Below are 14,245 nucleotides of genomic sequence, written 5' to 3'. Positions count from 1 at the left end.
TCAAATTCAAGGATTTTTCAAAAAAAGATGCAATCGCTACTGCGGTGAATAGTTGGACTTCCGGCCGCTGTTTTCCTAAGCACTCCCCCGCCTCTCCAAATCTATAAAGAACCTGGCAGCCCGCTTAATGCAGCCTGCCAGGTTCTTTGAAATGCTACTTACAAATATCCCAGCAGATTGGAGATAACTTGCGCACCTTCGGCACGGGTCATCGTCTCTTGTGGCGCGAATTGCTTATTGCCGCGTCCCTTGATCAGTCCCGCCTGTTCGGCGATGTTTGCTGCGTTCTTCGCCCAGTCATGAATCCGGGAATAATCACTGAACGATCCTACAGCAGGTTCATTGGTCTCGCTTCCCTGCAAATATTCATAAGCACGAACGATCATCACAGCCATTTCCTCGCGGGTAATGCTCTGATCCGGGGCGAACGAATCCGCACTGCGTCCGAGCACGATACCCGTTCCGCTAACAACTGCCACGGCTTCGGCATACCAGGCTTTGGAATCCACATCACCAAATGTTGCATGGCTTCCTGCCTTAAGCCCAAGCGCGCGTGCAATCATAGCAGCGAATTGTGCCCTAGTTACATCCCCTTGCGGATTAAACTCCGTACTGGAAATGCCTTCAATAATATGCTTCGCAGCCATGGTCTTAATCACATTGCTGGCCCAGCTGTCACTGCTGACATCTGTGAACAGCTTATCGTATTCCAGGACTGCATACTGGCTGAAATGCCGTATTTCAGCAGTCCATTTACCATTAGTCAACGTTCCGCCCATGAATTCAAGCGCACCATTTGCAGAAATATAGTAGCTGCCGAGCAAGCTTGTATTGGCATCCGGATCTACGTTGAACGTAAGTGTCAACGGTTTATCAAAAGCAGTTACCGTTACAGCAGTGCCGTTGGCAGCAACAATCTCCAAGCTGAAGTTAATCACATCACTCGCCGCAGATAAATGTACGGAACCATTAACAGCCCGATTATTGATTAACTGTTCCACAGCATCTCTGGATACCTTCACTGCTGAGAGCTTAATTCGCGCCCCCTCCGTTTGACCTCCAGTAGCTTTTTCTTGAATGCTCTTCAGCACTTCTGGGGTCAGATCGATAGCAACCTTACTCCAAGCCAGACGTAGAGTGTTCTCTCCGATGATTCCTGATAGTCCTGCTGGAAGGAGCACGGATTCTGTAGCTTCAGTGAGCTGAACCGTTATTACTCCTCCAACCGGTGCCGTGAAATCCTTTCGATCAAGAACCTTTTCGGTCTGCAGCAGCGGTGTTGGCGTTGGGGACGGGATGACTGCTGGTGTCGGTGCTACCGTCCACACTGGTGCTTCCGTTGGCGCCGGCGTAGATGTTGGTGCTGTTGTTGGCTCCGGTTCCGGCGTCGATGTCGGTGTTGGTGTTGGTGTTGGTGTTGGTGTTGGTGTTGGCGTCACTACCGGAGGTTGCTCTGCTTCGCCCACTGTCACGGTTCTAGTCACTTCGATAGCCGCGTTGCCCGCCGCATCACTCACATTATAATGATAGGTGTAGATGCCTGCCGCCTTAGTGTCCAGTGCCAGCACATTCTCCTCATTCTTCGTAATCGTTGCTATAATAAGCTCCGTAATGTCGCCGTCACGGTCATCTACCGCTGTGGCTCCGGCATCCATATAGCTTGCGCCATTTTCCAGTTGAATGGACGGTTCACCAAGCAGTGTAATCACCGGCTTCATTACATCCGGATCAAGTGCAACGACTACTTTTCTTGTCACTTCTTCAGCCTCATTGCCCGCAGTATCGTTGACATTATAATGGAAGGTATAAATATCAGCTTTCGCTGTATCGAGAGCAGTCAACCCGTATACTTCACTGCTAACTGTTGTAGTTATACGGTCTGTAATATCACCATCCTTGTCATCATAAGCAGTCGCTCCTGCATCTGTATATTCAGAACCGATGTGCAAATTCACTATTGCATCACCTAACAGAGTAATCAAAGGCTGAACAGTATCCGGTTCCGGCAGCTTGATTGTTCCGCTCACCGAACTGTCCGCTGTGGCCTCTCCCTTACTCAGTGATACCGTAAAGCTGAAGCTGCCGTTAGTCTCATCGGTTGCTTCTTGGAAGGAAGACAAGGTAATCTCACCGATCGTAACTCCGGTATCATTGAGACCGGGCAGAGCGCCTATCGTCTGCAGCAGCCAAGTCTGGACAGCTTCTTCGCTGTTTGCCGCTTCCTTCTGCACGCTGTATACCGCACCTTCTATGATACTCTTAGCCTCATTTACAGCCTGCTCATTAGCAACGCTGGCTTTATCTCTAGCTACAGCCACATAGCTGATCAATGCAGCCTGATTGCCTGAATACGTATTGTTTATTGAGTATTTCACACTACCGCTCACCGGAAGCGAAAAGTCATAGTTAATCATAGCGCCATTAGGACCTGCGACGAGGCCGGTTCGGACCGGTTTGGTCACTTCTTTCCCTTCAGCGTCAATATAGCTGAGCGTAATATCCATCGTGCGGTTGGTGTTGTTCCACCAGTCCCGATGGAATGACGTAATCGTATATTTGCCTGCGTTCAAAGGGAGCAGGTATACAAGTGGATTATTTTTTGTATCGGAACCATAAACACCTGTCTGACTTTTATCAGAAGGAACTACAGCGCCACCAAGCCCCTTGAGGAGGTACTTAGTACTGGTATGCCCCCATACGCCATTGCCTGTCGAAGGCTGATCCGCCTTGTTATTAAGCAAGCTGTCACCTACAAAATCCTTGATTAACGTATACGGCGGCGTGATACCGTCCACCGATACACCAGCATCGAGGAAGTATAAGAGCCCCTCCGGCACCACTTCCACATAACAAGTTGTTTTCAGATTTCCATAAGTACCGGTTACAGCTACCCGTTCATACGGATTGTTGAAGCTGGCCGCATTTACATTCCACTTTACTGATACCAGCAATTTGGATCCGTCTGCCCGAGTGGCTTCCACCTTGTCTGGAAGATTCGGCAGTTTTCCAGCATAAGTAGCCAAATCCTGAGGAGCGACAAGCTCCCGTATATCTCCCGTAGTCAACTGGTTCTGGGCGGAGATCAGGCGTGCTTCAAGCTGAGTAACTCCTTCCTGATCCAATTTGTATAAAATAGGATTATCCAGTGCTTCCTGTGCAGCGCTCTGTGCATCTACGAAGAGCTGCCAGTCTCTGTCCGAATATTCATCCTGTTTGTTCATTTCTTTCGCGGCTGTTACCGCCGCCTGAAGAGCAGCAGTATCTACAGTACCGGTTACTTCCCCGGAAACAACCGCCACCGCGTCGACAACCAAGGTGCCGCTTACCACCTTTATCTGCACATGGTGCTGGCCATATTTAAGCCCGCGGAGTGCGTACGTCTGGTACAGCTCCTTGGAAGCTAATGTATCAGCCGATAGAACAATAACTTTTCCGTCCACCGTTACCTCAAGCTTCGCCGATCCGTTATTCGCTCCTAGAATATCCAGTCCGGTGCCTTCAAACGTATATTCCATTGCAGCGTCTACAGCCTGGCTGGTAGAAAGAGAACGCTGGTAAATGTACATGCCCGCTCCATTTATATGGCTCCACGACCCGGTATATATCAGTTTAGGGTTCGGAGCAGCTGCCAGGTCATACATCTCAAGATTGTCTAGAAGCTCTGAATAATACGGCGTGTAGCCCTCAACCTTCTCCACCTTCAAATTATCGAAGCGGACGTGATAGTAGCCGCTGGCCAGATCTACCCGGCCGGACAATTCAGGAGTAGGGTCGGTATAGGAAGCCAGCTTCACCCCATCCAGATAGGCAGTCACTTTATCGCCTGCAACCTGAACGGCAATATTATGCCATGCGTCATATGCGGTATCGAATCCGTCGATCTTCACGCCGCCGGAACCGTTCGCGGCATTTCCGCTCGCAACTGCGCTATTGTTGACCAGCAGCTGCCAGCCGCCGTCGAACCAGAATTTCAGCACATACGGTGTACCGGTTATGGAGTGGGAACTGCCACCTCCCTGATAACGGGCGCCTATCGCAGCATAATTGGCTCCGCCCTGAGTATTGTTTGTTTCGAACGAAACATCAACACTGGCCTTGTAGTTCATCCACCGGTTGTCGCCGATGGCCGTTACGGGATCTCCGCTGTTCCATGTGCCGCCAAGCCCCATGGTTCCCGTGTCCAGCTGCTGCCGCAGGACATAATTGTCTGAACCGTCCGGAAGATAGGCCTCAAATGCCCCGTTGCGGTCATGGGTATAACGCGGGATAACGCTTTGGGAACCGCCGCGGGATTCGATATAGCTCTGGGTACCCTCAGATTGACCGCCTGCACCAATCTTCACAACAGTCTGCTTGGAATAGTCAAAATCATCAGCGTACAGAATGTTGTCCACAGTACTGTGTCCCGCTCCTGTAGTATCAGTATCTAGTACGGTACGCTCGCCTTCTACAGGCAGCGGTGTATTATATTCTTCTTTGTCCTTGTTCTTCAAAGTAGACACAGTCACGGTCGAATACGGTTTAACCTTAACGGTATACACCCCGCTGCCATCAGCAGTGACATCACCGAGATACTGCATATAATTGCTGTTGAACGCTTCTCCTGCATCAGCGGCACGGGTTTCCCATACTTCCATGGATGGATTACCCGTATAAGCCATATTGACTGTCTGCAGCTTGTAGATTTTGGAATACTCGCTATCGTTCACGATAACCGTCGAGAAATCTTTTTTATCAGGTGCTGCAAGGGTTATATAGCTAGGGGAACCGTTGCGGCCGCTGACCGGATTGGTGCCTGTCGCACCTGTAGAGCTGGCTTGAGGAACCGCTCGCCAGATCCCAGCAGTATTATCCTCGTTCTCCCAGCCTACATTCGCAAACCAGCTGTAATGCTGCAGAGTGACAAGACCCGCATCATAATGAATCCATCCCGACCACGGATCGCGCATGCTGACCAATTCCTTGAAGGAATATTGTCCGCCTTCATAAAAGGAACCAATGGCTGGCTGGTAAATAAAGTGTGTCCGGCGGGAGTTAACGAATCCTTTAATAATCGTGTTACTCATCTCCAGCGGACTGCCGACACCACCAATGCCGGTTCCTGCCACTGTAGGATCTTTCATATTGTTGTTGGGACGGAAAGAGGAATTACTGAAGGTAGACTGCGCCTCGCTGTTCCAAACCTCAATATCATATTGTTCTGCAAGTTTTTTGAAATTGCCTGCGCTGTCGTCGTCCGTGTTGTAGTGGTATCCAGCGATCGGCACGGCTTCCCGCAGAGAAGGATCACTCACCATACTGGCACCGAAACTGCCAATCCCGACTTCATCGGATATCACAGACTTGATCCGGTTGTACAGTTCCCGCTCTTCGGTGCTGTTGAAGCCTTCGCTGTCAGTCTTGACTCTCTCAGCGTACTGTTTGGTCCACGCCAAATCTGGAGCGTGCTCGTTGATATAAGGATTAACGTAATCGGCCATATAACCGTATTCACGATAAGCGGCCAGAATGGTTTTTTTGTACCAGGTATAGATTTTGTCGTTGTTATTCGCCCAGGCCGGAGCACTCCATCGCAGGATGCTCACTTTAAGATCAGGGTTCACTGCCTTGGCATCTGCGGCAAGCTGGAAGCCGGGATGCCGGGTAACATTTGCCTCTTCATCGGCCGTACGCATAGTCGCCGGGTCAGGTCCCGTGGAGTTATTGCGGTCATTGCCCATCTCGATTTTCACATGCGTCATGAGCGGATGTTCTCCACCGAACAAGATCTGTAGCATTTCTGCATAAGCCTCTGGATGCTCTGACTTATAGTCCATCAAAAGCGCACTGGTGCTGTTAGCGCTTAGTACGCCAAATCCCTTGAATGTGAGGCCGTTGACATTGTCAGCTTGGATATCGTTGCCGTCAAGCAGAACCTTGACCATAGAAGCTGCGCTCTGTGTAGCCTCTTCGATCTGTTTCTTGATTCCGCCCTTGGCAACGGCGAACCAGCTCAAAATAGGTTTTTCGTCAGCAACATAGGCGTAAGTCAACGTCATTGGACTACTAACGTCAATGTCTCCAGGAATGGTGAATTCGCCTGAAATTAGCTTAGTCACATTAGTGTTGAACTGCTCAAACAAGATCGTCTTGGTTGCCCCGATAGCATCCTTATACTCGATCTGAGGACGTATTACACGGGAGCGGCTGCCGTACCAATCATGGAAACCGCTGCTGAGCGTATAGGTTCCAGCTTCAAGCGCTTTTAATTTATACACGATATGATTGCTGGCAGGGTCGGCACGAAGTCCGACAGTCCATAGGGACGGATCGGTGGCTGGATCGGTAAGTCCCCCGTCTTTGGAATTCTTGACCTTGTTTACGGAATCATCAAATCCCCAGTCCGCCGTACCGCTGATATACTTCTGGTCGGGTGACTGGTTGAGCAAATCGCTGCCGCTCAGCGTGCGGACCGCTTCGTACAGCGGCGAGGAAGTAGGCCCGTTGCCTACGGAATCGCCCCCTCTGCCGCTATCCACAAAGTAAACCAACGGATTACTTGCGGGCGGAATAACTTCCACACTGGCTACGACCGGCCCCCCGTTTGCTGTACCGCTGACGGTCACGGCATCGTATGGCACGGCAAAGGTATCTGCTCCAATATTCCAGTTCACTGCTGTGCTCTGGCCTCCGATATCAATGCTGGCTGGCAGAGTAGTATCTGCAATTGTTGTAGCCCCCATATGGGCGGCAGCGTAGATAGAATTTACGTTAGCAGCAGAGACTGCAGGCAGAGTGAATGCCGGAAACATCCCAACTACGAACGCAGTAGTCATCGTTATTGAGAAAAGCCTTTTTCGAAAGTACTTTCTGTTCATTCTCTTCTCCTCCTTTGATGGCCAATAATAAAAGAAAGCGTATTCATTTTATTGTTAAAGAATAATTACTAGAGTTATACAGACCCCTTTGACTTATAAAAAAACCTGGCAGCCTATGAAGCATGCAACTGCCAGGTCAAATACGGTTCTAGCCCTTAATGCCCGATGCTGCAACACCTTGTACAAAGTACTTTTGCAGAGCCAGGAAAACAATTACAACCGGAATAATGGACACCACACTCGCGGCCATAATCAGGCCATATTCGGCGGAATATTGCGAGATGAACATTCTTAGTCCGATTTGGATAGTCTTGAGTTTCGTATCTGTCAGATAAATCATTGGCCCTAGGAAGTCATTCCAGGTAGCGACAAAGGTGAAGATCGTCAATGTAGACAATGCTGGCTTGGACAACGGCAGCATGATTCGCGCCCAAATTCCATATTCGCTCAAGCCGTCAATACGGGCAGCCTCGCATAATTCATCCGGAACACCTTGATAGAACTGGCGCATCAGAAATACTCCAAATGCCGAGAATGCCTGCAGCAGTATGATTGCCAAATGCGTGTTGTTAAGTCCCATGTAACGCATCAGGATAAATTGCGGCACCATGTAAGCCTGCCAAGGGATCGCAATCGTTGCAATATATCCAAGGAATAGAATGTTTTTTCCCCGGAAATGCAGTTTGGAGAACGCGTACGCAGCAAAGCTAGAAGTCAGTAGTTGTAGAATCGTTACGATAATCGATAATTTCGCCGTATTGTAAATAAAACGGCCCAGCGGAATGCGTGTCCAGATATCCGCGAAATTCTCCCAGCGCGGATTCTGTGGAATCCACTGCATTGGGAAGGAAAAGACATCTTTGTTCATCTTGAGTGAAGAAGACAACATCCATATATACGGAACCAGCATCGCCAGTACTGTCGCAAACAACAAAATATACACAAGAACCATAATGCTGATTCGAAGTCCTTTACTTTTACCAACCATATCTTTTGAATCCTCCTATTGTCCGTATTTCTTCTCGCCGCGGAACTGGACGATGGTGATGCCAAGTACCAGCAGAAACAATACAATGGCCATGGCGCTGGCATATCCGTAATCAAGCGAGCGGAACGCCGTATTGTAGATTTGATACACCATAACCCTTGTAGAATCATTCAACTGGTTATCGGCGCCGGCAAATAGGTTGATAAAGATATCGTAGACTTTGAACGAATTGATGACTAGAATCATCAGAACAAAGAAAGAGGTAGGCGCCAGTTGAGGGACCGTCACATTGCGGAATCTTCTCCACGCGCCCGCACCATCAAGTTCAGCAGCCTCATACAATTCAGGGTTGATGCCCTGAAGACCTGCCAAGTAAATAACCATGTAATAACCCATGTTTTTCCACACTGTAAACAGTATTACTGTGAACATCGCCCAGTGTTTATCCGCTGCCCAGCGGGGAAGATCCTCCAGCGGGATACCGGTAAGGGTATGCAGGATATTGTTGATCGGACCCATCGTAGGACTGAAGATAAAGTTCCATACGGCAGCAACGGCTACCAGGGATGCTACATAAGGGAAAAAGAATACGGTTCTCATGAAATTGCGGGCCATTATCTTCTGATTAAGCAGAATCGCCAGCGCCAGCGCGACAATCATGGTGAACGGTACTACGCCAATAGTGTAAACAATGGTATTCCATAATGCTTTGTGAAATGTTGTATCTCTGATCAACCGGGTGAAATTGTCCAGCCCGATAAACTTCATTGGATTGGCCCCGTCCCATTTCACAAAAGCAAGGATAAAGGCAAAAAACATAGGTACCAGTGTAAACAGGGCAAATCCGATAAAGTTCGGCGCAATGAAGCTGTAAGCTACCAGGTTTTCCCGGACACCTTTTGACAAATGACGTTTAGGGATCTTTTTTGTACCCAATATGGTTTCGTTCTGCATTCTTTCTCCTCCAAACCTTCTAAAACTTTCCCCACAAATCTATACTTTTTAATATAAAAGGCGGGCTTTCACCCGCCCTTAGAACCGGCTCTCTTAAGGTTAATTATTCAAGAGCTGCTGTACGCGAGCATTCATATCATCCAAACCTTCGTCAATCGAAGCATTTTTAGTCATAATATTGTCATGCGCTTCATTCAAAATAACTTCGATGTCTGCGCTCTTTTCATGCATAGGCATTTCCAGATAAGTCTTAACAGTAGTCAGTGCCGCTTTGCTGTTCTCATCCGTAGGGAAGCCCTCGATGGAAGTAATGGAATTGATAACTTCATCATTCTTAATCGCTGGAATGGTTCCGGTGGAAGCAATGACTTTAGCGCCTTCTTCACCAGTCACGAATTTCATGAAATCAAGTGCTGCTTCTTTATGTTTGGATTTCTGATTTACAGCTAGGGAAGTAATTGTACCCAGGGTTGTACCGGCTTCCACACCATCCGGATGAGGGTATTTCGCAATGCCCCAGTTAGCCGATTGGGACTCGCCACTCTTCACTTTCTCAATTTGTGTAGCGATAAACCAGCTGCCCATGTTCATAGTAGCAACGGAATTATTGTAGAATACGCCAGAATAGTGCGTACTTGAAGTCTTCAGTGTGGCGTAATCCATTACGATGCCGTCTTCCTGTTCTTTCAGGATCCGCTCATAGGTTGGTTTCAAGAAATCGTAGTTTCCGTCAACAACAGTGTTCTTGCCGTCCAGAATACCGAACAGTTGAACCGCACTACGCCAAGTATGGTAGTGAGCTCCGTACACTTTTTCAGAACCGCTGCCGGAAGTCATTTTTCTGGCCAACTCATCATATTGCTCGAATGTCATATCATTGCTTGGATATTCCACTCCTGCTTTGTCGAACAAATCTTTATTGTAGTAGAGAATCCAGAAATCGCTGCGGAAAGGAAGCGCATACACCTCATCGTTCACTTCGATTTGTTCTACAGTACCTCCATATACCGAAGGATCAATAGCGTTGCCACTCATAAAGCTTTTAAGCGGCTCCAGGTGATTCTGTTTCACAAGGTTCGAGTAGCCCGGAATATCTTTAATTGTAAGTACGTCCAGATCTGCGCCACCGGATAGTTGTGTGCTTAACATGGTCATATAGTCCGTCGACCCCAGATCGACATATTCGATCGTTACATTCGGATGCTCAGCTTTATAGGCATCGATTAGCGGCTTGTAGTAAGCGGTAGCTTCCCAATCCCACAAGGCCCATTTCAAAGTCACAGGCTCCTGGCTCGGTTCAGCGGAAGCGTTTGCAGAATTCCCCGTTGCTGGAGCTGTCGTTGCAGCAGCACCTTCGTTGTTGTTATTACCAGAACATCCAGCCAACAGACTCATGGAGAATACTGTGGCGAGGGTTATGCCATAGAATCTTTTCAGTTTCATTTAAATATCCCCTTTTCTTCTGATTGTGTAACTACGATCGGCTCTTCTGAGCTTAGTTCAAAGTTTATAGCTTTTTTCGCAAGAATGGCATGCATTATCAAACAAAGTTCATTCACTTTTCTGTGTTCTTCTTCCCTGCTCCGGTTCAAACCTGTAATTTTCTATCTAAAACATGTAAAATATTCAGCTTATGTACCTCCCCCTGTATCGGAACGCAGGAATATGCTATGGTATATGAAAACGCTTTATATGTTTTCACATTTTGTAGAGGAGTGTTAAATACGGTAAGAAAATCCACCATTAAAAGTCGCATTATTCTGCTCATGGCCGTATTCGCACTGCTGATAGCGTCGCTGTTGTCTTTTTTTAGCTATGAATTAATTACTTATTATCAGCGTAAAACAACCATCCAGGCGACCGAATTCAATCTGCAGCTGGTATCCCATATTATTGAACAGGATTTAATTGATCTGTCATCGCTGGCGATGACCTGCAGCACTAACTCTTCTACTAATACCCTGATCACAGACTACTTCAGCTCACCTAAGGCTAGCTCTAAGGAAGCAGTTAATGTATTCAACTCGATGCAGCAGGACTTCCTGAACAACCGCTCCAACAGCTATGCCCGCCGTCTGATTGTTACGGACAGCAACGGAAAGTTTCTGCAGGTGGATAAAACCGGCACCTCTGTTCCGCTTACCATACACAATATCGGTCAAATTACCGGCCTTAGCAACGATGCCGAGGAGAAATGGGACCGGGTGATCAAGGACCCGCTCTCCAACACGAACGGAATTCCTTTTGTTTTTCCTATTTACGGCAAAGGAGCTTCCCGCGTTGGAACAGTGTACCTGTTAGCGAATACCACTGTTATTACCGACAAGCTGAAAGGGTACTCCCTGCCGAAGAATTCCCGGCTGCTGCTGACGCTCGGCAATCATCATTATCAGCTCATCGGCGATCAGGTCATCGCCATTACAGAGCCGTATGAACCGGTGGCCTATACCAATGATAAACCTGTCGGTCCGCAAACTGAGCTGTCCATGGTCAAGCTCGAGGACGAGAAAGAGAGCCATATCGTGGTATCTTATCCCGTACGCAGCGGAGTCATTCTGTCACAGACTTTATCTAATGACCTGTTCGCTCCCAAGACAAATATATGGATTCTGGTTATGCTCGGCGTCTGTCTCCTGGTTATTGTCTTAAGCGCTATCATTACGCTGTATCTGACCCGTACCATCAGTCTTCCGGTGGAAAAACTGAAGAAGCGGATTGATAAGATCGCCCAGGGCAATTTCCTGCTGGACCGCAATATCGAATGGAACAGCGAGCTTGGCGATGTCGGCCGGGGCATTAACCGCCTGTCCCAAGATATCGTAGCGCTTATGGACAGCCGGCTCGCTGACGAGAAACAGAAGCAGGAGCTGGAATACCGGATGCTGCAGAGTCAGATCAATCCCCATTTCCTGTACAACACACTGAATTCGATCAAATGGATGGCTACAATTCAGAATGCTACCGGCATCGCGGAAATGACCACTTCACTATCCAGACTGCTGCGCAGCATCGCCAAAGACAACCGTAGACTAATGCCGTTGAAAGATGAGCTGAGCCTGCTGGATGATTATTTTCTAATTCAGAAATATCGCTATGGCAGTACGGTCTCTATGGTAAAGGAGATTGACAACGAGGAACTGCTAACCGGCCTAATTCCACGATTCACGCTCCAGCCCCTGGTCGAGAACGCCATCTTCCATGGCATTGAGCCCAAAGGCAGAGGAGAAATTCTCATTAAGGTGGCCAAAAGTGGATTCGCCGATATTCTAGTTACGATTGAAGACAACGGTATAGGGATGAAGGAAGAAGAAATCTCCACGATTCTGTCGAATCCAGGTAATGGAAGCAAAGAAATGCCCGAGAATATTGGACTCCGCAGCGTAAATGAACGTTTGCGCCTGGCATTTGGGGATAATTACGGTCTTTCGATTGAGAGTGAGTCGGGCCAATATACCCGGATGAAGATTCTTCTGCCGTTCCTGCAAAAGGAATAGAGTAGCATATCAAGCAAGGATGTGATGGAATTGATCAAGTTGTTAATTGCTGATGACGAGGCGCTGGTCTGTATCGGCTTGCAGTCCATGCTGAAGTGGGAGCAATATAATATAGAAATTGTCGGCATTGCACACAACGGGGCTCAAGAGGAAGAAATGATTGACACCCTTCGTCCTGACATCGTAATCAGCGATATAAAAATGCCAATTAAAAGCGGCTTAGAAGTTGCCAATGCGGTACGCAAAAAACACGGCCGGCTTCCGCTGTTCATCATCTTAACAAGCTACGAGGAATTCGAATACGCGCGTGGAGCGATTGAAGTGCAAGCCACAGATTATCTAGTGAAGCTAGAACTGACACCAGAGGCACTTGATGCCTCCATTCGGAAAGCAATTTCCCAGTTGGAGGCTTTTCAAACCCTAGACAGCTATCCCATGCTTGCTCATAGAGGCAATCTACAAGCTCAACGCGATAAATTTTTCATCCGCCTGTTCAATAACTTATTCGCAAATAAAAACCAGTACCTTTTGCAGAGAGATGATTTAAACCTTGAGCTCAAGGAACCTGCTTATCTAGTCTGCACTTGCCGTATTTTGGGGCCAGACAGTGTCCCGCCCCGCGGCGATAAAATGGTTGCTCTGTGTTCAAGTACCGTCCAAATGGCCAAAGATACGCTTACTTCCATAAGACCTTGTTATGTGAGCAGTCTGGACTTGCGCAATTTTGCTGTAACCCTGCCCGTCAACGGGACGGATTCACGGCAATGGATGCCTGAGATTGAAATGCTATTGACCCATATGGCCTCCATACTCCATAACTACTTCAATGTAAGGATCATCGGCGCGATCGGCTTTGCGGTCGAGGATCCTTATTTGCTGCGGGAAAGCTACCTCGCTGCGCGAAAAGCGCTTCCTGCTGCGGTTAAAGCACAGTCGTTTGTGTTTTTTGCCGAAGGAGAGTCGCTGGAGCAGGATCATCTGTTGTTTGATTTCTCCGAATTGCGTACAGAGATCCGCCGTGCTTTTGAAGAAATGGATACCCAAGCTTTATACGCCATTATCTCCAAAATGATCGAAATCTTCGACGGCCGGGCCGACCTGCTGGTTCCCGCCACTGATGCCGCCTGCAACATTCTGTACATGGCCACTTCACTGCTCGCAGACGGTGAGAACATTGTGGAACAAATTTTCGAAAATGAACCGGAGGGCTACCGGGCTATCTACCAGATGCATACGATTGAAGAGATCGCTGGCTGGCTGATCCAGTTCCGGGACGGTTGCTCAGACATCCTCTCTACCCGCAGACAAAGCTACAAGGAGCAGCTCGTCAAAAATGTCCAAGAGTATATTAAACGAAATCTCGGAACTAAGCTCTCGCTCAATCAAGTGGCTGATGTCTTCAATTTCAGTCCCAACTATCTAAGCCACCTTTTCTCCAAGGTTGCCAAGGTCAACTATGTGGAATATATCACGGAGATCAAAATCACGACAGCCAAAGAAATGATGGCACGTGGGGAAGGTCGCATCTACGAAATCTCACAGAAGCTGGGATATGAGAGTGCCTTCTATTTCAGTAAAGTTTTCAAAAAGGTAACCGGAATTTCCCCCAGGGAATACATGCAGCAACTTAAAGCAGATTCACCATCTGACCGAAGCCTCGGAGTGAACAACCGTTCTTGAGATCAAGAGATTATTAAGAATAATCCCACTTCGCAAAAATAAAGCCAATAAATCTGCAAGGAGCAGGCTCTGTTCCTTGCAGATTTATTGGCTTGCTATCACCCTCAGCAGCATCCCTAAGTATCACCCTTATTCCTGCAATTTTTTTATTTTTATTTTTAAACTAGCAAAATGCTAATACTCCGGTCTTTCTGCCCTAAAAGTCTACCAAAAAACCGCTTACGAGACACTTTCTCAGCTATTAAGACTGCTGTTCCCATATTGACTTTTCA

At 47.9% G+C, this 14,245-nt stretch carries 6 protein-coding genes; 2 read left to right on the top strand and 4 right to left on the bottom strand.

Translation table 11 applies throughout. From position 1 onward, the window contains the following. Positions 1 to 158: 158 nt before the first annotated feature. The 4 genes from MKY54_RS07290 to MKY54_RS07275 form a co-directional block, all read right to left on the bottom strand. The gene (locus MKY54_RS07290; RefSeq protein WP_339190024.1) at positions 159 to 6,857 is read right to left on the bottom strand and encodes an S-layer homology domain-containing protein; all 6,699 of its coding nucleotides are present in this window, start codon (positions 6,855 to 6,857) and stop codon (positions 159 to 161) included. A gap of 148 nt (positions 6,858 to 7,005) precedes the next feature. Continuing rightward, entirely contained in the window at positions 7,006 to 7,845 is an 840-nt protein-coding gene (locus MKY54_RS07285; RefSeq protein ID WP_081383301.1) for a carbohydrate ABC transporter permease, read from the bottom strand. 15 nt (positions 7,846 to 7,860) lie between these two features. Further along, positions 7,861 to 8,799 (bottom strand): sugar ABC transporter permease, encoded by a 939-nt coding sequence (locus tag MKY54_RS07280; RefSeq protein ID WP_036675858.1) that lies wholly within the window; start codon positions 8,797 to 8,799, stop codon positions 7,861 to 7,863. Between the two features lie 99 nt (positions 8,800 to 8,898). Continuing rightward, positions 8,899 to 10,242 carry a sugar ABC transporter substrate-binding protein gene (locus tag MKY54_RS07275; protein ID WP_036675860.1) on the bottom strand — a complete coding sequence of 448 codons (1,344 nt, stop codon included), beginning with the start codon at positions 10,240 to 10,242 and terminating at the stop codon, positions 8,899 to 8,901. A gap of 323 nt (positions 10,243 to 10,565) precedes the next feature. On the opposite strand from MKY54_RS07275, the gene MKY54_RS07270 reads away from it, so the two are divergent. Beyond that, positions 10,566 to 12,293, top strand: a complete 1,728-nt coding sequence (locus MKY54_RS07270) for a sensor histidine kinase (RefSeq protein WP_339190022.1) — start codon at positions 10,566 to 10,568, stop codon at positions 12,291 to 12,293. A 30-nt stretch (positions 12,294 to 12,323) separates the two neighbouring features. Further along, a complete protein-coding gene (locus MKY54_RS07265) occupies positions 12,324 to 13,973 on the top strand; it encodes a helix-turn-helix domain-containing protein (RefSeq protein WP_076185377.1) in 1,650 nt (549 codons plus the stop codon). Positions 13,974 to 14,245 lie beyond the last annotated feature (272 nt).

This window comes from Paenibacillus sp. FSL P2-0121 (genome assembly GCF_037975345.1).
In the GTDB taxonomy this organism is placed as follows: domain Bacteria; phylum Bacillota; class Bacilli; order Paenibacillales; family Paenibacillaceae; genus Paenibacillus_AQ; species Paenibacillus_AQ odorifer.
Note: the sequence above shows the minus strand (reverse complement) of the source record. Positions and strands in the feature narration are given on the sequence as shown.

What these genes read in the sequence shown, in the direction of transcription:
- MKY54_RS07275 (WP_036675860.1), bottom strand. Translation starts at nt 10,242, where the DNA reads ATGAAACTGAAAAGATTCTATGGCATAACCCTCGCCACAGTATTCTCC.
- MKY54_RS07290 (WP_339190024.1), bottom strand. Translation starts at nt 6,857, where the DNA reads ATGAACAGAAAGTACTTTCGAAAAAGGCTTTTCTCAATAACGATGACT.
- MKY54_RS07285 (WP_081383301.1), bottom strand. Translation starts at nt 7,845, where the DNA reads ATGGTTGGTAAAAGTAAAGGACTTCGAATCAGCATTATGGTTCTTGTG.
- MKY54_RS07270 (WP_339190022.1), top strand. Translation starts at nt 10,566, where the DNA reads ATGGCCGTATTCGCACTGCTGATAGCGTCGCTGTTGTCTTTTTTTAGC.
- MKY54_RS07280 (WP_036675858.1), bottom strand. Translation starts at nt 8,799, where the DNA reads ATGCAGAACGAAACCATATTGGGTACAAAAAAGATCCCTAAACGTCAT.